Below are 19,690 nucleotides of genomic sequence, written 5' to 3' on the forward strand. Positions count from 1 at the left end.
GAACCTCCAATGATGCGCCTCGCCATCGTCATGATTGCCATTGTCGCCGGCGGCGGGGCCGGCTGGCTGGCGCTGCAAGCCACCTGGCGCGAACTGCCGGAGCCGGAGACCGTCATCCTCGAGGAGCCGAAGGTCGATGTGCTGACGCCGACCGTGGACCTGACCCGCGGCGCGAGAATCGACCGGTCGCACCTGATCTGGACGGCCTGGCCCGCAGACCGGGTGAGCTCCGGGATGATCCTCGAAGAGGAACAGCCGGGCGCGCCGGACACGTTGACGGGGCGCGTGCTTCGCTCGAACCTCTATGCCGGTGAGCCGATCAGGTCGCAGCACCTGTCCGAGAATGCCGGCGGTTTTCTGTCGATGGTCCTGCAGCCGGGGATGCGCGGGCTGGGCGTGCCGATCAGCGATGACAAGACCGCGGGCGGCTTCGTGCTGCCGAACGACCGGGTGGATGTCCTCCACACTGTCGTACGCGACATCGACGGCGACGGAACCGCGACCGGCACGACACGGACGATTCTGACCAATGTCAGGGTCCTGGCGATCGGGCAGACGACCTTCGACGAAGGCGCGCTGGTCGAAAGTGAGGTCCCGGAGGCGACGGCTGGCGCCAGCGGCGGGTCTACCCTGATCGGAAGCACAGCGACGCTTGAGGTGACGCCAGAACAAGCCGAGATTCTCATGGCCGCGGCGGCCTCAGGGCAGCTTGCCTTGGCGCTCCGCGCCGCCGATGATTTCGGCCTGAGCGGTATCGGCGATCTCGCGATGCTCGAGGGGGCGGCGCCGGCGCTGCTGCCGGAACTCGTTGTACGCAATGATACAGGCGACGTCGCCGAAGCGGGGCCGCGCCAGCGCGAGGTCACGATCATCTCCGCCGGCGTGCCGCGGACCGTTCTCGCCGCTGTCAAAGGAGGCGTCGATGGCTAACGCACGAGAAATGCGTCTTCGCGAGCACGCCGAAGACCCGGCAGGGAGCTGCCTCGAGACAGGCGACGTCCGCGTCGACGATCGTCTGACCGGACTATCCGCCCCGGTTGTTCCCGCATCGCCACTGACGTGGGATAGCCCCGACGATCTCGTCGATATCCCCGAGCCGCGGCTCATGCTGCCGCGGATCCGCATCGACGCTTTCGTGCAGAGCGACGAGATCGCGGAGGTCCTCGGCCGCGCCGCCGGAGACCGGCGTGCCGTTCGCAGCGAGTTCGCCGTCCACCGCGGCGGCTTCTCGGAGGCTATCGAGCGATACCGCGAGCAGCCGGCCGCCAATCTCATCCTGGTCGAGGACAGTGGATCGGCCGATCAGCTGCAGTGGCACGTAGAGGCGCTCGCCGAGTGCTGTCCGCCAGACGCGCGGCTGGTGGTGATCGGATCGCGCAATGACATCAGCCTTTATCGGCGACTGATCAAGTTGGGCGTGAGCGACTACATCGTGCAGCCGTTCGGCCCGCTTCACCTGCTCGATTCCATCCTGTCGATCTTCGCGGAAACCGACGAAAAAGAACTCGGCCTCGTCCTGGCGTTCGTGGGCGCCCGGGGCGGCACCGGGGCCTCGACGGTCGCGCACAATGTCGCGTCGACCCTCAGCCGAAAATTCGAGGCGACGACTCTGCTGATCGACGCGAACCTCGGATTTGGCACCGCAGCCCTGCAATTCGATATCACGAGCCCTCAAGGCTTCGCAGATGCCGTGAGAGAGCGAGAGAATCTCGATCACGATCTGTTGGAACGTCTTGTTCATTGGCGCGAGAAGCGTCTCGGCGTGCTGACCGCGCCCGACAGGCTGGATCAGTTGACCGCACCCGATCTGGGGATAATGCGCCACCTCGTCGACCAAGCCCGACGCCTCGCTCGGTTCGTCATACTCGATCTGCCGCACGGCTGGTCCCCTTGGATCGCCGAAGCATTGTCGTCGGCCGATCGCGTGGGCGTCGTCGCGACTGCGGATCTGCCGTCGCTTCGCAACTCCCGCACGCTTCTCGAGATGATCCAGAAGATGCGTCCGAACGACGCACTGCCGGAGATCATACTCAGCCGAATGCCGCTACGGGGAAAGCCGCAAGTCTCGGTGGACGACTACGTCCGGATTCTCGGCGTCCGAGCGCCCGCCACGATTCCCTTCGACGCGACTGCGGCTTCGGCCGAGATGTCGGGCCGCCTGATGGTCGAAGCATCCCCAAGATCGGAGGCAGCGGTAGCCATCGCGGCACTTGCGTCGCGGATGACTGGTATCGACGAGAACAGTCGCAGAAAGCCGGTGCGAAGAGGCGTCGTTGGACGGCTTCTCGGCCGGAGGCGGCGATGAACCTCAGCCGTCGTCGACGCGATCCCGTCAGCGGCAGCGCGAGCGTGGAGTTCGCCATCATTGCGCCGGTGCTGGTGCTCGCGGTGCTGTCGACTGCGGACATCGGACTGGCGGTCCACGAATCATTCGAGATCGATCAAGCCCTTCGCAACGGCGCCGAAGCGGCCTTGCGCGATCCCGGCGAGACCAGGGTGGAAGCTGTTCTTGCCGCGGTCGACGCCACCGGCAGCGGACAGCAGGTTACAACCTGGACGGTTGACCGCTTTTGCGCCTGCCCCGAGTCTTCGGGCACCCCCACGTCGTGCTCCACGACATGTGGCGGCAGTCTCCCGACCGCTATTTTTTACGACATCAAGGGCGTTCGCGCCTATCTCGGCATCCTGCTGCCTGCCCGAGACCTCACGCGCGCCGCCTCCGTCCAGGTACGATGAAGAGCTTGCCGAGGCTTCTCTTCGACAGGAGCGGGGCAGCCGCCCTGGAGTTCGCGATTATCGGGCTGCCGTTCATCCTGCTGCTGCTCGGGCTCGTCGAGTTCGGCCGGGGGCTTCACATCCGCAACGCTCTCGACGCGGCCGCCGATCGCGCACAACGGGCAATCATGATTGATCCGTCGGCGAATGGCACCATGCTGGAGGAGGCGATCCACAGCGGTTTTCATGCGGGTCAGCCGGAACAGATCACCGTCAGATACGCAACCGAGACAGTCGCCGGAACAGCCTACCGGCTCGTTTCGCTAGACTTCGAGATGCAGCTTCTTCTGCCTGCGCCGCTCGGCCGGAACCTGACCATCAGTTCAACTCGCCGCATTGCTCTGCCTGGCTGAGACCATACCGCCGAACGCGGAACCTTCGCTACGTGAGGTCGTGATGGGAAAAGGCAACAGTAGGCGCGGAAACAAGGAAGCGAAGAAACCCAAGCAGGAGAAGCCAAAGGTCTCGGCAATCGCGGGTTCTGCTGCAACCGGGCCGGTGTCGCTTGGAGAGAAAAAGCGCAAGTGATCGGACCGATCGAGGCGAGCACGTCGTGCTCGCCTTTCGGATTTGGTCGTTCACCTGGGGGACGATCCTTGATCGACTGCTGTGAGGCTCGCGCGCCGATCAGAGGGACGTGGCCTCCGCAAAAGAGACGAGCCGTCGGCTACGGTTGTCCCAGAGCTGCAACCTGACGGTTTTCAGGCTCTCGCCGAGAGTGAGCCGTTGCGCCTCGTTCAGTTCGGGATGGTCGCGCAGGATCTCCGGCAGGCGGTAGAACGGGACGCGACTCTGGAGGTGGTGCACGTGATGCACACCGATGTTGGCAGTGAACCAACGCAGGACACCTGGAAGGACGTAGTGCGAGCTGCCATGCAGCGCCGCGTCGTGGAGCTGCCACTCGGGATCAGAATCCCAACTCGTCTCCTCGAACTGATGCTGCACATAGAAGAGCCAGACGCCAATCGAGGCTGCGACGATCGTCGTCGGGAGAAAGACGAGCAGGAGCGGGGAAGCCCCTCCCGCGTAGCCGACCGCTCCCAAGGCCAGTAGCAGCATCAGGTTCGTGCCCATCGCGCTGGCCCAGTAGGTCCAGCCAGATCGCGTCAGCCCCAGCGGCAGCCGGTTCTGCACCAGGAACAGATAAGACGGGCCGAGCCCAAACAGGACCAGCGGATGCCGATAGAGACGGTAGCGCAGCCGCCCGAGGGGCGAGAGGGCCCTATACTCGGCCACGGTCAGCGTCAGCACGTCGCCCATCCCTCGCTTGTCGAGATTGCCGGAAGAGGCGTGGTGGACGGAATGGGTCCGCCGCCAGACGGCGTATGGCGTCAGGGTCAGGACCCCGAGCGCGCGGCCCATCCAGTCATTGGCGGTCCGGCTCTTGAAGAAGGAGCCGTGTCCGCAGTCGTGCTGGATCGCGAAGAGCCGGACGAGAAAGCCGCCGTTCAGGACAGCGAGTGCCACCGCTAGTGAATAGCTGACGGATAGGCTCGACCAGGCCAGCGCCCAGAGCGCGACGAACGGGACGAGAGTGACGAGCAGTTCCAGCGCACTCCGCAGTTGAAGCGGTTCGCGGTAGCGCCCCAGGACACGGACCCAGATGCGGGCATCCTGTGCTTCGTATGCGGAACGAGACTGTGCGCGAGTGCCCGAGTTGGGGATCGCGATGGCGTCGTAAATCAATGTTGGCTCCGTCAGCTCTTGGACGGCGCCTTCGCCACGGACTTCTTCCGCGGCTTTGCCTTGGGAGCGGCAGCTCTCTGCGCTGCTTCGGAGGCGTCCCGCTCTTCCCGCGCGGCGCGAAGTCTCGCAGTCTTTTTATGCCGCGCGGCGGTCTCGGCTTCAGAGATGTCTTTCACGATCTTCGTGGTAGCGTCCGCCTTGGACTCGATCTTCGACGGACGGAAGAGAGTGTGCTTGTTCTGCATACAAGTGTCTTTCGATGAACCGGGGATCAAAGCCGCTGCCACACGCAGGCGAGATCGGCCGCCAGCCTGCAAGGAAGATACCGTCGGGCGCTTGTTCCCGATCTCCAGCCAAGGGCTGTTGCGGATCCGGGAAAAACCGCTCTCATGGACCGGAAAGGCTTTGACCCGGAAGCCCCGGAGCGGGAAGACCCGGGACGAATGAAGCCCGCCCCGGATCAATTGGTCATGCGAGGGCGAGATTTGCTGCGGAATCGCGGCCGTCACGGCCCGACTCCACATCGTAGGTCACCTTCTGCCCATCGGCGAGGCCGGTAAGGCCAGCCCGCTCGAGGGCGGAGGCGTGAACGAACACATCCTTGCCGCCGCTTTCGGGCGCGATGAAGCCGAAGCCTTTGGTGTCATTGAACCATTTCACGGTGCCGTTGGCCATATCCGCGGCCTCCTGTCTGAGATGCTGCCCGCAGGGTGCGGCAGCCCGGCTTGTCGGTCTGGATCGATCAACTGAGAGCCGGGTCAACGGAGGCAGAGGTTCGAAAAAGAATAACGTCGCAACGTACGAAATGGAGTTCGCCTCGCAAAGAGCAAGGGGCGACGCGGAATAAGCGGAGGATCCGGGGCGCCGGCGCTGGGTCCTCATCGCGTCCAAGACGGCGTAGGGACCGAAGTGGCGGGCCATCCAGCGAGCACGGCGGCGGCGGGACAGCTCGCGGGAAATTCAGTCGACGAGGCTGCCTCGCAACCGCTTTCTCGTCCGCACCGCCCGATACGAAGAGCGTTCCGCCTCAAGCGTCCCTCGGCCTTGCCCGGTCAGCCTCATCCTGGACATCAGGTCCGATCCTCTCTCTCGACCGGAAACCTCCAGCTCTTGAGCTCGTGCGAGACCTTCGCCGCTGGCGAGCACGTTCCGTACCTCGCTCCATCCCTGATACCCGCCGAGACGTCAGTTCGCCAGTCCTCATTCCAGCGTCTCGATCAAGCGCCGCAACAGGTCGCGCCTCGGTTCGAGCGACGAGACATAGAGCTGTTCGTGAAGCGTGTGGGCGCCTTGGCCGTCGACGCCGAGCCCGTCGAGCGTTGGCGCGAGCGTCGCGGTGAAGTTCCCGTCACTGCCACCGCCGGTCTTGAGGCCCTCAAGTTCGAAGCCAAGCTCTGCGGCGCGTTTGCGCGCGTGCTCGAAGAGCGCCGTTCCGCCCGCGGATGCTTCATAGGCTGGACGGTTCAGGCCACCCTCAACCTCGATCGTCACCTCCGGCTCCTCCGGTTCGAGCGAGGCGACGAAAGCCTCGATCTCGGCGGTCGCAGCGGCGTCGGGAACGCGGACGTCGATGGCGGCCCACGCCTCGGCGGGCACCACGTTCACGCCGGTTCCCCCTCCAATTTCGCCGACGTTGCAGGTGATGCCACGGTCGTAGTCGGTCAGCGCGTGGAACTTGAGCGCGATGCGGGCGATCTCGGCGATTGCGCTCCGTCCATCCTGATGCCGCGTTCCCGAATGGGACGGCCGGCCGAACGTCCGCACCGTGTAGCGCATCGTGCCCTTGCGTGCGGTGACGATCCGCCCTCCCTCGCGCGCGGGCTCAGTTACCAGGACGTATCTCGCGCCCCGAGCAAGCGACTCGATCAGATCGCGGGACGTCGGGCTGCCGACCTCCTCGTCCGAGACGAAGAGATGCGTCACGGGCAATGGCGCTCCTCCGTTTGCCGCGACGGCGGCCACGGCATCCATCGCAATGTATGCGCCCCCTTTCATGTCATAGATGCCGGGCCCGTAGGCGACATCTCCTTCGAGACGGAAGGGCATCTTCCGGATCGTGCCGCGCGGGTGGACCGTGTCGATGTGGCTGAGGATCAGGATGCCTGGCACGTTCTCGCGTCGCGCCCATGGCGCCCGAACGACGAGGTGGTCGCCGTACCCATCGCGGCCCGTCACCCGCTCGACTTCGGCGCCGAATGCCTCGTACTCCTGCGTCACGCGGTCAGCGAGGCGCGCCAGCCCCTCGAGGTCGGGCGTATGGCTCTCGATCTCGACCCAGCCTCGGATGCCATTGAGCAGTTCCGCCGCGGTCTTCGTCATGCCGTCTCCACTTTCGTCCGATGTTTCACTTCAGTTCCTGATCGGCGCTGTGACATCACACAAGCGGTACTTACTGCCCCAGCTCCCGCGACTTCGGCTCCTGCAAAGAGGGATCGGCCTGCGCGGGAACACGAATGCGCTGACAGAGAGACGCGCCTGACCGGGACGCGCAAGCGCATTTTGCCGTTCCACGCATCGACCTTCGCTAGCCACCGGCACGGCCGTCGTGACCCGAGAAAATTCAAATGTACGAACAATATAATTTTTAGGCGCAGTCTTCTAATTCCACGCGGATACGGCCGGCAGGGGTTGACTCAACGCTGATTCCACCGGCGCATTGAAGCCGACTGCCCGGGGCTTCCTCCCGTTGCGTCCAGATGTACGAACAAAGTGAGCGGCCTATCCTGACCGAACCCAAAGCTCCGCTCCCGCTCTACCGGCAGCTGGCATCCGTGCTTCGGACCCGGATCGCGGCGGGCCAATATCCGGTGGGTCAGAAAGTCCCGACCGAGCATGAGCTGTCTCGCTCCTACAACGTCAGCCGCGCCACCGTGCGAAATGCCATTCAGGCGCTGACCACGGAAGGACTGCTCAAATCCAGGGCGGGTGTCGGCACGATCGTCATCCGCGCACAGGCCCCGGTGCGGAGTGCAATGCTGCGTGGCCTCACGGACGATCTGCGGGTGCAAGGTGTCGCCACCAACGCGCGAACGATGTCGGCGAAATTCATCACTGCAAGCCCCGCCATCCGCGAGAAGCTCGAGCTCCCACGCGACGAGCGCGTCCTGCACCTCGTCCGCGTGCGCGATATCGTCGGATCGCCCTTCGCGATCATCAACAACTACATCCCGGAATCCGTCGGCCTCGATCCCGAAGACGATTTCTCGGGGCCTCTGTACCAGCTGATCGAGCGCAAGCGGCAACTGCACATCATCTACGGTGAGGACACGATCGGCGCCCGTCTGCCCGACGCGGGCGAGTGCGAGCTGCTGCAGATCTCTCCGGCGGCGCCGATCCTCTGGATCCGGCGCACGGCTTTCGTCGAGTTCGACCGGCCGGTGGAATACGTCGACTGCGCGATCCGCAGCGACCTTTACGAATACAACGTCACCTTGAGCAGATGAGGAGTAGCATGAGCGACCTGAAGGCGGAGCTCCTGAACGACATTTCGGCGGAGCAGATGTGGCCCCATCTGGAAAAGCTGTGCGAGTGGGACCGCACGACCGGCACGGAGGGCGAGTTCGCCGCCGTCGACTACGTGCGCTCGGTGCTCGAGGGCTGGGGCCTGCCGGTGACGGTGCACGAATACCGCGCCTACATCTCCCACCCCATCTCGGGCGGGCTCGAGGTGCGGATCGACGGCGAGAAGGTGCAGATCCCGGCCAAGACGCGCGCCTTCAGCGCCAACACGCCTGACGAAGGTGTCTCCGGTGGCCTGGTGTCGATCCAGGGCGGCACCAACATGTTCAAGGCCGACAACGCCGTGAACCTGATTACTCCCGAGACAGTGGGCGGCAAGATCGTAATCAGTGAAAGCGGCTCGCGCGCTACGATGCTCGCCGCCAAGAAGGCCGGCGCGCTGGGCTACATCCACATGTGGCCCAGCGACGAGGACGTGATCCACGAGGGCATCGTGACCCCTGTCTGGGGCACCCCCACGCCGGAGACCGCAGGCAACATCCCGAGCTTTCCGATCATCTCGATCAAGCACAATGATGGGCTGCGCCTGCGCGCCGCGATCGACAAGGGCGAAGTCACGGCGACGCTCCATTCGGTCACCGAGACCGGCTGGAGGACCGTGAAGATGCCTGTCACCGACATCCCCGGAAAGGAGAAGGACTTCGTCCTCGTCGCCGGCCACATCGACTCCTGGCACTATGGCGCGACAGACAACGCCACCGGCAACGTCTCGTGCATGGAGCTGGCGCGCGTCCTCAAGAAGCACCAGTCGAAGCTCCGGCGGGGGGTGCGCGTCGCCTGGTGGGTCGGCCATTCCACGGGCCGCTATTCGGGCTCGACCTGGTACGCCGACAATCACTGGCAGGATCTCGATGAGAACTGCGTGGCCTACATCAACATCGACTCCCCCGGCTCGCTTGGCGCCACGGACTATTCCGAAGTCACGGCCGTTCCCGAAACCGCCCGGATCGTCACCGATGCAGTGGTCGAGCTGACGGGGCAGACGCCCGCCATCGACCGGCCGCTGCGCGCCGGCGACCAGTCCTTCTGGGGCGTCGGGCTGCCGTCGCTCTACATGCTCCTCTCGAACCGGCCCGAGGGCCAGCGCGCCGCGGTCGGCGGCTGCGGCATGGGCTGGTGGTGGCATGCCGAGGAGGACCTTCTCGACAAGGCGGATCGCGAGGTGCTGGAGAAGGACACGCGCATCTACGCGCACTCGCTCCTGCGCCTGACGCAGGATGAGGTCCTGCCCCTCGATCTCGAGGCGCAGGTGGCGGAGCTGAAGTCTCAGCTCGACGGCATCGCGGGCGAGGCAGGCTCCCACATCGATCTTTCGTCGGTAACCACGAGCCTCGATCGCCTGGCGGACGCGCTGCCTGCGGTCAGGTCGCTGCCTGCAGACAGGGCGAACAAGGCCATCAAGACCGTCTCGCACGCCCTCACGACCCTGAGGTTCACCTACGGCAACCGCTTCGATCACGATCCGGCGATGCCGCTGCCGGAGTTTCCCAGCCTCGCGGCCGCCAAGAAGCTGCCGTCGCTCGACCCGGAATCCGACGATTACGGGTTCCTCCTGAACCGTCTCGTGCGCAACCGCAACATGGTGAACCACGAGATCAAGCGCGCCGTCGAAGCGTGCGAAGCATGAACAAGTCCAAAGGGAAAGGATCTGACATGAGAAGATTAGCCGCTACCTGCGCGGCCCTCGCCTGTCTTGCACCGGTTACTCTGCCGGCGCAGGAGCAGACCAGCGGAGGTACGTTCAGCCTGCCCATCAACGACGACCCGCAGATCTGGCCGGTCGCCGGAGGCCTCTACAACATCCTCGTGAACAAGGCGGTCTACAGCGCGCTCGTCCGCTATGACCTCGAAACGCTGGAGCCGGTTGGCGACCTCGCCGAAAGCTGGGAGGTGTCGGACGACGGGATGACCTACACCTTCACGTTGCGTGACGGCGTGACCTGGCACGACGGCGAGCCGTTCAATGCCGACGACGTCGTCTACACGATCAACGACGTGTGGACGAACCCGGACGTGCCGTTCTACCTCGCGAACAACTTCCGACTTATCGAAGAGGCGACCAAGGTCGACGATCTGACCGTCGAGGTGAAGCTCTCGCAGCCCCAGCCGTCGCTGCCGGTGCTTCTGGGCTACAACGCGATGATCCTGCCCGAGCACCTGCTGGGCGATCTTAGCCCGCAGGAGATGGTCAACCCGTCGGAGTTCCTGCAGAACCCGATCGGCACGGGCCCCTTCGAGTTCGCCGAGTACAGCCCCGGCTCCTACGTCCAGCTCGAGGCGAACGAGGATTACTTCGACGGCGCTCCGTACCTCGACGCAATGACATTCCGTGTGGTGCCAGACGCCAACGCGCAGCTCTCGATGCTGCAGTCGGGTGAGATCGATCTCGTCGTGATCGAGCCGTTCCAGCTTGAGTCGGTCGAAGGCAATTCGGCAATCCAGATTCAGTCGGTGCCTATCACCCGGCACGAGTTCATCGCGCTGAACAACGACGTCGGGGCGCTGTCGGACCCGGCGGTGCGCCGCGCGCTGACCATGGGCCTCGACCGCGAGCAGCTGCTGCAGGCCATCTTCGCCGGACGCGGCCAGGTGGCAACTGGGCCGTTCCCGCCGACGATGGGCTGGGCTCACGACGAAACGATCGAGCCTCTGCCGTTCGATCCCGACGCGGCCGCGGCGCTGCTCGACGAGGCCGGGTGGGTCATGGGCAACGACGGCGTCAGGGCCAAGGACGGTGAGCGGCTAAGCTTCACGATGCTCTATGATCCGTCCAACCCGACGCGGGCCCGCACCGCGCTGGTCGCTCAGCAGCAATGGGGCCAGCTCGGGGTCGAGGTCGACTTCGAGACGTCCGAGTATCGAGCGATCGTCACCCGAATCCGGCAGGACCCGCCGGATTACGAGACCAACCCGAACTACCTTATCACTCCGCCCGATCCGGACGGCGTGGCGAACTTCTACCTTTCGGACTCGCTCGCTAACTCCTGGCAGTACGAGAACCCCGAGATCGACCGGCTGCTCAACGAGGGCGCGACGGCACGGGACCGGGCCGAACGGGCGGAGCTCTACAAGCAGGTCCAGCAGATCATGCACGAGGACCAGCCCAACGTCTTCACGGTCTACCCGGACGAGATCCAGGCGCTGAGCACGGCCGTCGAACGCTTCCCCGAGGCGGGGTACCGCGACGCGCTGGCCTGGTCGCACCTGATCTCGAAGCAATAGGCGGAGAGCGCCGGTGATCCACTACGCAATCCGGAGGCTGCTGGAGTCTCTGGCGCTGCTCATGCTGATCACGCTGGCGACGTTCGTGCTCATCAGCTCGGCCCCCGGAGGGCCGAGCATCCTCATCGACCCGAACATGACCCCGGAGGACACCGAGCGACTGCGCGCGATCTACGGTCTGGATCGGCCGGTCTGGGAACAGTACCTCCGCTGGCTCGGCCAGGTCCTGCAGGGGAACCTCGGCGTCAGCCTGGGTGTCGGCCGTCCGGTGGGCGAGCTCATCGCCGATGCGCTGCCGGCGACTTTGCTCCTTTCTGGGGCATCGCTCCTCGTCGCGGTCGCCGTGGCCATTCCGCTCGGCATCGTCGCGGCGGTGCGCCGCAACAGCTGGATCGACCGCGTCCTGACCACGGTCAGCTTCTTCGGACTGTCGCTGCCGGTGTTCTGGTACGGGCTGATGCTCATCATCCTCTTCGCCGTGCTGCTGCGCTGGCTGCCCGCCGGCGGCATGTTCACGCCGGGGCAGGGTTCGGTCATCGACGTCGCGCTCCACCTCATCTTGCCGGTGATCGCGCTCTCCACCTCGCTCATGGCCGAGCTTGTCCGCTACACGCGCTCGGCGATGATCGGCGTGTTGCGGCAGGACTACGTGCGGACCGCGCGCGCCAAGGGGGTCGCTGAGCGCGCGGTCATCATCCGGCATGCCTTCCGAACCGCTCTGATCCCGGTCGTGACGCTCCTCGGCCTTCTCGTGCCACGTCTGATCGGCGGAGCTGCGGTGACCGAGACGGTGTTCACTTGGCCTGGCATGGGGCGGCTCGCAGTCTCGGCGGCCTACAACCAGGATTATCCCACGATCATGGGGATCACGCTCGTCGTCTCCGTGACGGTGATCATCTCGAACCTGATCGTCGACCTCCTCTACGCAAAGTTGGATCCCCGTGTCCGCTACGGATGAGCTCTTGCCCGCGGCGCCCAGGTCGCGTTCGCCCTTCGCCCGAAGCTGGCGCAGCTTCTGGCGCAAACCCGGCGCCGTCGTCTCCGTCACGATCCTCGGCCTGATGATCGTCGTCGCCATCCTCGCGCCGTGGATCGCACCGTACGATCCGGCCCGGATGGACATGTTCAACATGCTCTCGGGTCCATCCGCGGAGCATTGGCTCGGCACCGACGAAAACGGTCGCGACGTGCTCAGCCGGCTCATCTACGGCGGGCGGGTGTCGCTCGCCGTGGGCCTAGCCAGCGTCACCGGCGCGATCGCCATCGGTGCGACCCTCGGCGGGCTGGCGGGGTACTTCGGCGGCTGGATCGATTCGATCGTCAGCCGTCTCATCGACGGAATGCTGTCGATCCCGCTGTTCTTCTTCCTGCTCACGACGCTGGCGCTCTTCGGCTCGTCGCTGCCGATCCTCATCCTGACGATCGCCGCGACAACCTGGATGCCGGTGGCGCGGATCGTCCGCGGCGAGATCACCGCGATCCGCGAGAACCAGTACGTCGAGGCCGCCAAGGCGCTCGGCGTCGGACGGCTGACGATCCTCTTCCGCCACATCCTGCCGCAATCGACGCCCTCGATCATCGTCGCGGCGACACTCGGCATCGCCGAGGCAATCATCGTCGAGTCGGCGCTCAGCTATCTCGGCTTCGGCGTCCGCCCGCCGATGCCCTCGTGGGGCAACATGCTGGCCGACGCGCGCGGCTACATCTTCCAGACCCCGATCCTGACAGTCTACCCCGGCGCGCTCATCTTCATCTGCGTGCTGGCATTCAACAGCATCGGCGACGCACTGCGCGACGCCACCGATCCTCGCAAATAGGGAGACGCGCATGCGTATCTGCTTCCTCGGAACGAACGAACGGATGTCCTACCTCCAGGGGCTGGCCAGCCCGGGCGTCGAACTCGACAACATGGCCGACTTCGCGGGCACGGCGAAGCGACCCTCCAGCATCGAGAGCCGCGGCGAGGAGATCGAGCTCGCGGTCTGGGTGATCGAACGTGCGATCGAGGCCGAGCGGCGCGGGTTCGACGCGGTCATCACCGGCTGTTTCGGCGACCCCGGCGTGGAAGCCGCTCGGGAGCGGGTGCGCATCCCGGTGATCGCGCCGGGCGAAACGGCGCTCCTGACGGCCCGCATGATCGGGCAGCACTTCTCGGTGCTGTCGCCGCTGCCCGAGACGGTTCCGATCGTGCGCGAGCAGATCCACAGGACGGGTATGCATCCCTTCGTCGCGTCCATCCGCTCGTTCGGTGTACCGGTCGAGAGGATCCGCGACCGCGACCCGAAGACCGTCGCCGACCTGATCGCGCTCGGCCGCCGCTGCGTCAACGAGGACGGCGCCGACGCGATCGTTTGCGCCTGCGCCAGCATGTCGCTCCTCGCGGACGAGATCGCCCCCCGGATCGGCGTTCCGGTGGTGAATTCCGTCCGCCTCTCGCTTCGCGCCGCCGAGATGTTGGTGGGCGCCGGCCTGACCCACAGCGCCGTCACCTTCCCCCAGCCCGTCAAGCTCGGAGCCGCCTGATGGCGATCCGTTCGGTCAGGATCGCGGTTGCCGAGCTCGAGAACGAGACGCTCAAAACCTCGTACGGCTCGAACGTGACGCGCCGGCGCCACCTCTTCGTAGCGGTGGAGGATTCGAACGGTGCGATCGGTCATGGCGAAGGCTCGCCCCTGCCGCATTTCAGCGGCGAGCGCGCGCAGGAGATGGCCTCAGTCACCCGCGAGGTCTTCGGCCCCGCTCTGAGGGGCATCGACCCGTTCGACATGGAAGCCGCCCACCTGGCGCTGGAGCGGGCGCTGCCCGAGCACCATGCATCGAAGGCGGCCCTCATCAACGCGATCCACGACCTCCAGGGCCGCATCGCCGGCCTGCCGGTGCATGCCTTCCTGGGAGGCAAGCTGCGCGACCGCATCCCCGTCGGCGGGGCCGTCGGCATCGAGGAGCCCGGCGAGGTGGAGGCGCGCGTGCGTGCCCTGTGGGACCGCGGCATCCGCACCGTCAAGTTCAAGGTAGGCGCGAACATCGACCGCGACATCGCCGTCATCCGCATGCTGCGCGAACGATTTCCTGCCGAGCTCCAGATCCGTGCCGACGCCAATGCGGGCTTCACCCTCCCCGAGGCGCAACGTTTCCTCCGCGCGGTCGCGGATTGCCGGCTGCAGTACCTCGAGCAGCCGTTGCGCGGGTGGGACTGGCGGGGTCTCGCGCAGCTCCGGCAGTTCGGCACGCCGATCGCGGCGGATGAGAGCCTCTTTGGCGTGTCCGACGCGCTGGGTCTCGTCGTCGCTGAGGCGGTCGATGTGCTGATCGTGAAGCTCATCAAGCTCGGCGGGCTACACCAGGCCCGCAAGGTTGTCGCCATCGCCGAGGCAGCGGGCCTGACCTGCGTCGCCGTCAGTCCCTATGAGACCGCGCTCGGCGTGGCCGCGAACCTTCACCTAGCCGCCGGTTCCAGAGCGTTTCCCTTCGCGGCCGAGGTCGGGGCAGGGGTCTCCTCGGTCAGGCTTGACGGCGCCGACGAGATCGAGGTTGCCGACGGCTATGCGCGGTTGCCCGACGGGCCGGGCCTCGGCGTTTCCATCCCCGCATCGCTCTTCCGCGCTGACGCAGCGGCCGGCGTTCCGGCATGAACGAGGCGCCGCCCCTGCTTTCGGTGCGGAACCTGCGCACTCATTTCGTGGGCGAGGAGGAGACCGTCTGTGCCGTCGACGGCCTCAGCATCGATATTCGACGAGGCGAGACGCTCGCGCTCGTCGGCGAGTCGGGCTCCGGCAAGTCGGTGGCGAGCCTCTCCATCATGCGCCTGCTCGACCCTGCGTCGGGTCGCGTCGCCGCCGATGAGATCGTCTTTGAGGGCGAGGACCTCCTCGCCAAGTCCGAGGCCGAGATGCGCGCCATCCGCGGCAACGAGATCGCGATGATCTTTCAGGAGCCGATGACGAGCCTCAACCCCGTCTACACCGTGGGGGAGCAGATTGCCGAGGCGGTGCGCCTTCATCAGGACGCCTCTCCGAAAGTTGCGCTGCGGCGCGCCGCCGAGATGCTGGATCTTGTCGGCATCCCGGAGGCCGCCAAGCGCGTCCACGTCTTCCCGCACGAGATGTCTGGCGGGATGCGGCAGCGGGTGATGATCGCCATGGCGCTTTGCTGCAATCCAAAGCTGCTGATAGCCGATGAACCGACGACCGCGCTCGACGTCACCATCCAGGCGCAGATCCTCGAGCTGATGCGGACGCTGCAGCAGCAGATCGGGATGTCGATCCTCTTCATCACCCATGACCTCGGCGTCGTTGCCGAGATCGCCGACCGCGTGGTCGTCATGTACGCGGGCCGCGCGGTCGAGGACGCACCCGTCGAGGCGATCTTCGAGCAGCCGCGCATGCCCTACACCCAGGGGCTCCTGCGCTCGGTTCCGCGGGTTGATCGCTTCGCGGATGAGCAGGAACCGCTATACGCGATCCCCGGAAGCATCCCGTCGCCTTCGCGATTGCCGAAGGGTTGCAGCTTCCATCCGCGCTGTCCCCATGCCGCCGAAATCTGCCGCCGCTCCGTGCCGGAGCTCGAGCGGGTGGCCCAAGATCACCATGTCCGCTGCGTGAGGTGGCGCGAGATCGAGGCTCCGCGCGAGGTGCCGGCATGACCGGGGCGGCGAGCGAACCGCTCCTGCAGGTACGGAACCTCAGCAAGCTCTTTCCGGTCAAGGGCAGCCCGTTCTCGCGGACCCGCGAGACGGTAAAGGCTGTGCAGGACGCGAGCCTCGATGTGGGCCGCGGCGAAGTCGTCGGGCTGGTGGGCGAGTCGGGGTCGGGCAAGACCACGCTCGGCCGCTCGATCCTGCGCCTGATCGAGCCGACCTCAGGCGAGGTTCGCTTCGACGGCGTCAGCATCACCGCGCTTTCCGCCCGCCAGCTGCGCCCCTACCGGCGCCGGATGCAGATCGTGTTCCAGGATCCGTTCGGCAGCCTCAACCCGCGCTTTACCGCCGAACGCATCATCGGCGAGGCGCTCGACACCCACCGGCTAGCGCGGAACCGGGCGGAGCGCCGCGACCTCATTGTCGATCTTCTCGAGAAGACCGGCCTCGGTGCCGCGCATCTGTCGCGCTACCCGCACGAGTTCTCCGGCGGCCAGCGCCAGCGCATCGGCATCGCCCGCGCACTTGCCGTCGGGCCCGATTTCGTGCTGGCAGATGAGCCGGTCTCTGCACTCGACGTGTCGGTGCAGGCGCAGGTGCTCAATCTGCTTCGCGATCTGCAGCGCGAGCTCGACCTCGCCATGCTGATGGTCGCCCACGACCTCGGCGTGGTTGAGTACATCGCTGACCGGGTGATCGTGATGTATCTCGGCCGCATCATGGAGGTGGCGCCAGCGCGCGCCCTCTACTCCAACCCGGTTCACCCCTACACGCAGGCGCTCCTCGAAGCGGTGCCGCGACCCGACCCCAAGGCACGTCGCAGCCGGACCCTGCTCAAGGGCGAGATTCCGAGCCCGATCCACCCGCCCAGCGGCTGCGTCTTCCGGACCCGGTGCCCGATCGCGACGACCGAATGCGCCGAGGTGATCCCCCCGCTCGAGGAGACGGCGCCGGGCCATCTCAAGGCCTGCATTCGAAGGTAGGGTCGTTCCGGGTCCGGACGCCACGACCGCGACCGCCAGGGTCACGTGGGACGACAAGGTGCGCGAGCTGCCGATGATGTCGCCGACCGCGGGGCCGGACGTGATCGACGTCCGAAAGCTCCTTGCGCAGGAGGCGTCTTGGCGGTCCGGCCGTTCGGGTCGCGCCGCCTTGCCAGGTCAGGAGGCCAGCGGCATTGGCTGCAGCAGCTCGCGCGCGAGGCGCCGCTGCACGATGTGGCAGAACACGCTGAGGCCGATGCACCAGAGTCCCATGACGAGGCTCTGCGCCGGGAAATCGATGCCCCAGTCGATCAGGATGCCGGTGATGCCCGGTCCGATGGCGGTCGAGATGACCATGACGGTCGTGACCAAGGAACGAACCGAGCCGAGGTGCCGCGTGCCGTAGACGACCGGCAGGATGACGCCCCAGAGCGCGCTCGCCGTGCCCTGCGTCAGGCCGATGAAACCGAGCGCCAGATACCACCCCAGACCTGCTCCGCCGGGCCGATGATCGCGACGCCGATCCCCATCGGGACGAGGAGCGCCGGCAGCAGCCGGTGCGCGCCGAAGCGGTCGGCCGCCCAGCCCGCAGCGAGCGCCGCGACGACGGCGGAGACGGCGAAGGCCGTATAGCCCGGCGCCATGGCGGCCAGCGCCCAGCCCTTGGTCTCGGCGACGTGCACCTGGTGGAAGAAGACCACCGTCCCGATGAAGCCGGGCGTCAGGATGATCGGGAGCAGCGCCGGAAGCAGCCAATGCCGCGCCGCCTCCCGACGGCCCCAATGGCGTCCCGAGAGGCCGGGCAGCTCGCTCGCGCCTGTCGCCCCGCGCGCCGTGCGGTCCTGCGAGAGCATCCAGAGCAGGAGCGGCACGATGATCAAGGCGAGGATTGCGGCCACTGCGGCCCAGGTGGCGTGCCACCCGATCGTGCCTATGGCGAGAACGGCGAGGAGCGGGACCAGGATCTCGCCGGCCGGGTGACCGAGATTGGTGATCGACACGGCCCGTCCGCGACGCGCGTGGAACCAGCGCCCCATCGCCGTCATGGCGATGTGGGTGAACATGCCCTGGCCGCAGAAGCGCAGCAGGAAGATCGTGATGCCGAGCAGCCAGAGCGACTGCACGAAGGCCATCGCCATCGCCGCTGCGGCGAAGACAAGCGCCGTCGCGGGGGCGAGTCGCTCGATCCTGACGCTGTCGGCCATCGAGCCGCGCCAGAACATCAGCGCGGCGGCGCTGAGCGTGGCGATGGTGTAGAGGCCGCCCCAGGACCCGTCGGTCAGCCCGTGCTCGTCCTTGATGAAGCCGGCGAAGAGCGAGATGAACCACGTCTGCCCGAAGCCCGACGCGAAGGTCAGCAGGAAGCCGGCGGAGAGCCAGCGCAGATTGTCACGAAGGAACAGCAGCATCGGCGAGGACTCGGGTGACGGGAACGGCGGGACGTGCGGGAGGAGTGCCTAGGAGAGGCACGAGACGCATCGCGTCACCGTCGGGTCGAGGTCAAGCCGCTTTTCTCCGATGTGGTCGCCGCACGCGACGCAGAAGCCGAACTCACCGTGCTCAAGTCGGGTGAGGGCGCCTTCGATCGCGCGCATGCGGGCGTGCCGGCGCGCCTCCACGCCCGCCGCCATCGCCTGACCCTACAGGGCATCCATGCGCGAGAGGCGGCCGACGCTCTGCTGGTCGAGCTCCACCGGGCGGCGGTCCCCGCTCGACGCGCTCGACGCGCGGCGGATCTCCGCCAGCTCCTCGCGCAGCCGCGGCTCGTACCTTTCGCGGAGCGCCCGGTCGGACGGCTCCATCACGAAGCCACCCGACGGTTCCGGAGCGAGACCAGGGAGATGATGCTGTCGGTCATCTGTTCATTCTCCAGATGACCGCAGCGCGTGTCCATTGCGCGCGCGTCACCCCGGCCGGTGAAGCCTCGTGTCAGGCGCCTGGCGCGTTCCAGCGGACGACACCGACGCGCCCTGCGTCGTAGCCCGCGGGCGTCGCAGCGTGAAGCCGAACCTCCTCGCCGCGACCGACAAGCGGCGATGGCGCCTCAGTCCTGCGCGTTGGGGAAGAAGAGCTGCTGCCCGTCCACGCGGAATTCGGCGATGACGCTCTGCCCGTCCTCGGAGAGGAGCCAGTCAACGAACGCCTGTCCCGCCGCCGCGTCGACGCTGGGGCAGCGCCTGGGATTCACAAGGATCACGCCATACTGATTGACGAGGTCCTCGTCGCCCTCGACCAGTATCTCGAAGTCGGCCTTGTTCGCGAAGCTGACCCAGGTGGCGCGGTCGGTCAGGGCGTAGGCCTCCATGCCGACCGCCGTGTTCAGCGTGGCCCCCATGCCCGAGCCGGTTTCGCGATACCAGGCGCCCGAGGCAGCCATGGGGTTGACGCCGGCGTCGGCCCAGAGCGCCATCTCCGCGCTGTGAGTGCCGGAGGCGTCGCCGCGCGAGGCGAAGGGCTTCTCGGCCTCGGCGACGCGCTTCAGGGCCTCCTGCGCATCGGCCATGCCGGAGATGCCCGCCGGGTCGGACACCGGCCCGACGAGGACGAAATCGTTGTACATGAGGTCGAAGCGCTCAACACCCATGCCGTCGGCTACGAACGCCACTTCCTGGTCCTTCGCGTGGACCAGCAGGACGTCGCCGTCGCAGTTGCGCGCGTTGCGGATCGCCTGACCCGTGCCGACGGCCACCACGTCGACGCGGATTCCCTCCTCGCGCTCGAATTCCGGCAGCAGGTGATCGTAGAGCCCCGAGTTGGCGGTCGAGGTCGTCGACTGGACCAGGATCGACGCCCCTTGGCCATACGCGCTGCCGATCGTGCCCAGCGCCAGGGTAAGGGCCCAGAACGCGACTGCTCGTTTCATGTCTCT

Annotated in this window: 23 protein-coding genes; 13 read left to right on the forward strand and 10 right to left on the reverse strand. The window is 66.4% G+C overall.

Features of this window, described 5'->3' with window-relative positions:
- Positions 1–9 precede the first annotated feature (9 nt).
- Entirely contained in the window at positions 10–930 is a 921-nt protein-coding gene (gene cpaB / locus JM664_RS09640; RefSeq protein WP_227419689.1) for a Flp pilus assembly protein CpaB, read from the forward strand.
- 94 nt (positions 931–1,024) lie between these two features.
- Here the strand turns inward: cpaB and JM664_RS09645 are convergent, their stop codons facing one another.
- Positions 1,025–1,318 carry a hypothetical protein gene (locus tag JM664_RS09645; protein ID WP_227419690.1) on the reverse strand — a complete coding sequence of 98 codons (294 nt, stop codon included), beginning with the start codon at positions 1,316–1,318 and terminating at the stop codon, positions 1,025–1,027.
- A 45-nt stretch (positions 1,319–1,363) separates the two neighbouring features.
- Here JM664_RS09645 and JM664_RS09650 point away from each other — a divergent pair, with 45 nt between their 5' ends.
- From JM664_RS09650 to JM664_RS09660, 3 genes are read left to right on the forward strand one after another with little or no spacing between them, the layout of a single operon-like run.
- Positions 1,364–2,305, forward strand: coding sequence for an AAA family ATPase (locus JM664_RS09650; RefSeq protein WP_227419691.1), 942 nt, complete (start codon positions 1,364–1,366; stop codon positions 2,303–2,305).
- The gene (locus tag JM664_RS09655; protein WP_227419692.1) at positions 2,302–2,736 is read left to right on the forward strand and encodes a TadE/TadG family type IV pilus assembly protein; all 435 of its coding nucleotides are present in this window, start codon (positions 2,302–2,304) and stop codon (positions 2,734–2,736) included. The genes JM664_RS09650 and JM664_RS09655 overlap by 4 nt, the downstream gene beginning before the upstream one ends.
- Positions 2,733–3,128 (forward strand): TadE/TadG family type IV pilus assembly protein, encoded by a 396-nt coding sequence (locus JM664_RS09660; RefSeq protein WP_227419693.1) that lies wholly within the window; start codon positions 2,733–2,735, stop codon positions 3,126–3,128. The genes JM664_RS09655 and JM664_RS09660 overlap by 4 nt, the downstream gene beginning before the upstream one ends.
- A gap of 274 nt (positions 3,129–3,402) precedes the next feature.
- Here JM664_RS09660 and JM664_RS09665 read toward each other — a convergent pair whose 3' ends face one another.
- The 4 genes from JM664_RS09665 to JM664_RS09680 form a co-directional block, all read right to left on the reverse strand.
- On the reverse strand, positions 3,403–4,440 hold the full coding sequence (locus JM664_RS09665) for a fatty acid desaturase (RefSeq protein WP_227419960.1): 1,038 nt from the start codon (positions 4,438–4,440) through the stop codon (positions 3,403–3,405).
- A 32-nt stretch (positions 4,441–4,472) separates the two neighbouring features.
- On the reverse strand, positions 4,473–4,970 hold the full coding sequence (locus JM664_RS09670) for a hypothetical protein (RefSeq protein WP_227419694.1): 498 nt from the start codon (positions 4,968–4,970) through the stop codon (positions 4,473–4,475).
- Positions 4,930–5,136: a cold-shock protein gene (locus JM664_RS09675; RefSeq protein ID WP_227419695.1), complete on the reverse strand. Its 207-nt coding sequence runs from the start codon at positions 5,134–5,136 to the stop codon at positions 4,930–4,932. Before JM664_RS09675 ends, JM664_RS09670 begins: the two co-directional genes overlap by 41 nt.
- A 525-nt stretch (positions 5,137–5,661) precedes the next feature.
- Positions 5,662–6,780: a M20 family metallopeptidase gene (locus tag JM664_RS09680; protein WP_227419696.1), complete on the reverse strand. Its 1,119-nt coding sequence runs from the start codon at positions 6,778–6,780 to the stop codon at positions 5,662–5,664.
- 377 nt (positions 6,781–7,157) lie between these two features.
- Between JM664_RS09680 and JM664_RS09685 the strand changes: the two genes are divergently transcribed.
- The 9 genes from JM664_RS09685 to JM664_RS09725 are packed head-to-tail and all read left to right on the forward strand — an operon-like array spanning position 7,158 to position 16,821.
- Positions 7,158–7,904, forward strand: coding sequence for a GntR family transcriptional regulator (locus JM664_RS09685; protein ID WP_227419697.1), 747 nt, complete (start codon positions 7,158–7,160; stop codon positions 7,902–7,904).
- A gap of 8 nt (positions 7,905–7,912) precedes the next feature.
- The gene (locus JM664_RS09690; protein WP_227419698.1) at positions 7,913–9,607 is read left to right on the forward strand and encodes a M28 family peptidase; all 1,695 of its coding nucleotides are present in this window, start codon (positions 7,913–7,915) and stop codon (positions 9,605–9,607) included.
- Positions 9,608–9,633: 26 nt separating this feature from the next.
- Entirely contained in the window at positions 9,634–11,202 is a 1,569-nt protein-coding gene (locus JM664_RS09695; RefSeq protein ID WP_227419699.1) for an ABC transporter substrate-binding protein, read from the forward strand.
- A gap of 13 nt (positions 11,203–11,215) precedes the next feature.
- The gene (locus JM664_RS09700; RefSeq protein WP_227419700.1) at positions 11,216–12,160 is read left to right on the forward strand and encodes an ABC transporter permease; all 945 of its coding nucleotides are present in this window, start codon (positions 11,216–11,218) and stop codon (positions 12,158–12,160) included.
- A gap of 4 nt (positions 12,161–12,164) precedes the next feature.
- Positions 12,165–13,019, forward strand: a complete 855-nt coding sequence (locus tag JM664_RS09705) for an ABC transporter permease (RefSeq protein WP_227419701.1) — start codon at positions 12,165–12,167, stop codon at positions 13,017–13,019.
- Between the two features lie 10 nt (positions 13,020–13,029).
- Positions 13,030–13,725 (forward strand): aspartate/glutamate racemase family protein, encoded by a 696-nt coding sequence (locus JM664_RS09710; protein ID WP_227419702.1) that lies wholly within the window; start codon positions 13,030–13,032, stop codon positions 13,723–13,725.
- A complete protein-coding gene (locus JM664_RS09715) occupies positions 13,725–14,834 on the forward strand; it encodes a mandelate racemase/muconate lactonizing enzyme family protein (protein ID WP_227419703.1) in 1,110 nt (369 codons plus the stop codon). Before JM664_RS09710 ends, JM664_RS09715 begins: the two co-directional genes overlap by 1 nt.
- On the forward strand, positions 14,831–15,844 hold the full coding sequence (locus tag JM664_RS09720; RefSeq protein ID WP_227419704.1) for an ABC transporter ATP-binding protein: 1,014 nt from the start codon (positions 14,831–14,833) through the stop codon (positions 15,842–15,844). Before JM664_RS09715 ends, JM664_RS09720 begins: the two co-directional genes overlap by 4 nt.
- Entirely contained in the window at positions 15,841–16,821 is a 981-nt protein-coding gene (locus JM664_RS09725) for an ABC transporter ATP-binding protein (RefSeq protein WP_227419705.1), read from the forward strand. The genes JM664_RS09720 and JM664_RS09725 overlap by 4 nt, the downstream gene beginning before the upstream one ends.
- A gap of 177 nt (positions 16,822–16,998) precedes the next feature.
- Here JM664_RS09725 and JM664_RS09730 read toward each other — a convergent pair whose 3' ends face one another.
- From JM664_RS09730 to JM664_RS09745, 5 genes are all read right to left on the reverse strand, one after another.
- Entirely contained in the window at positions 16,999–17,193 is a 195-nt protein-coding gene (locus JM664_RS09730; RefSeq protein ID WP_227419706.1) for a hypothetical protein, read from the reverse strand.
- An 80-nt stretch (positions 17,194–17,273) separates the two neighbouring features.
- Entirely contained in the window at positions 17,274–18,230 is a 957-nt protein-coding gene (locus JM664_RS09735) for an MFS transporter (RefSeq protein ID WP_227419707.1), read from the reverse strand.
- Positions 18,231–18,278: 48 nt separating this feature from the next.
- A complete protein-coding gene (locus JM664_RS18865) occupies positions 18,279–18,416 on the reverse strand; it encodes a TraR/DksA family transcriptional regulator (RefSeq protein ID WP_319637524.1) in 138 nt (45 codons plus the stop codon).
- A 45-nt stretch (positions 18,417–18,461) separates the two neighbouring features.
- A complete protein-coding gene (locus JM664_RS18870; protein WP_319637525.1) occupies positions 18,462–18,623 on the reverse strand; it encodes a hypothetical protein in 162 nt (53 codons plus the stop codon).
- A gap of 242 nt (positions 18,624–18,865) precedes the next feature.
- Positions 18,866–19,684 carry a substrate-binding domain-containing protein gene (locus JM664_RS09745; RefSeq protein ID WP_227419708.1) on the reverse strand — a complete coding sequence of 273 codons (819 nt, stop codon included), beginning with the start codon at positions 19,682–19,684 and terminating at the stop codon, positions 18,866–18,868.
- Positions 19,685–19,690: the final 6 nt, after the last annotated feature.

It is taken from the genome of Roseitranquillus sediminis (assembly GCF_016918935.1).
In the GTDB taxonomy this organism is placed as follows: Bacteria; Pseudomonadota; Alphaproteobacteria; order Rhodobacterales; family Rhodobacteraceae; genus Roseitranquillus; species Roseitranquillus sediminis.

What these genes read in the sequence shown, in the direction of transcription:
- cpaB (WP_227419689.1), top strand. Translation starts at nt 10, where the DNA reads ATGATGCGCCTCGCCATCGTCATGATTGCCATTGTCGCCGGCGGCGGG.
- JM664_RS09655 (WP_227419692.1), top strand. Translation starts at nt 2,302, where the DNA reads ATGAACCTCAGCCGTCGTCGACGCGATCCCGTCAGCGGCAGCGCGAGC.
- JM664_RS09660 (WP_227419693.1), top strand. Translation starts at nt 2,733, where the DNA reads ATGAAGAGCTTGCCGAGGCTTCTCTTCGACAGGAGCGGGGCAGCCGCC.
- JM664_RS09675 (WP_227419695.1), bottom strand. Translation starts at nt 5,136, where the DNA reads ATGGCCAACGGCACCGTGAAATGGTTCAATGACACCAAAGGCTTCGGC.
- JM664_RS09680 (WP_227419696.1), bottom strand. Translation starts at nt 6,780, where the DNA reads ATGACGAAGACCGCGGCGGAACTGCTCAATGGCATCCGAGGCTGGGTC.
- JM664_RS09685 (WP_227419697.1), top strand. Translation starts at nt 7,158, where the DNA reads ATGTACGAACAAAGTGAGCGGCCTATCCTGACCGAACCCAAAGCTCCG.
- JM664_RS09690 (WP_227419698.1), top strand. Translation starts at nt 7,913, where the DNA reads ATGAGCGACCTGAAGGCGGAGCTCCTGAACGACATTTCGGCGGAGCAG.
- JM664_RS09695 (WP_227419699.1), top strand. Translation starts at nt 9,634, where the DNA reads ATGAGAAGATTAGCCGCTACCTGCGCGGCCCTCGCCTGTCTTGCACCG.
- JM664_RS09710 (WP_227419702.1), top strand. Translation starts at nt 13,030, where the DNA reads ATGCGTATCTGCTTCCTCGGAACGAACGAACGGATGTCCTACCTCCAG.
- JM664_RS09715 (WP_227419703.1), top strand. Translation starts at nt 13,725, where the DNA reads ATGGCGATCCGTTCGGTCAGGATCGCGGTTGCCGAGCTCGAGAACGAG.
- JM664_RS09720 (WP_227419704.1), top strand. Translation starts at nt 14,831, where the DNA reads ATGAACGAGGCGCCGCCCCTGCTTTCGGTGCGGAACCTGCGCACTCAT.
- JM664_RS09725 (WP_227419705.1), top strand. Translation starts at nt 15,841, where the DNA reads ATGACCGGGGCGGCGAGCGAACCGCTCCTGCAGGTACGGAACCTCAGC.
- JM664_RS09735 (WP_227419707.1), bottom strand. Translation starts at nt 18,230, where the DNA reads ATGCTGCTGTTCCTTCGTGACAATCTGCGCTGGCTCTCCGCCGGCTTC.
- JM664_RS18865 (WP_319637524.1), bottom strand. Translation starts at nt 18,416, where the DNA reads ATGCGCGCGATCGAAGGCGCCCTCACCCGACTTGAGCACGGTGAGTTC.
- JM664_RS18870 (WP_319637525.1), bottom strand. Translation starts at nt 18,623, where the DNA reads ATGGAGCCGTCCGACCGGGCGCTCCGCGAAAGGTACGAGCCGCGGCTG.
- JM664_RS09745 (WP_227419708.1), bottom strand. Translation starts at nt 19,684, where the DNA reads ATGAAACGAGCAGTCGCGTTCTGGGCCCTTACCCTGGCGCTGGGCACG.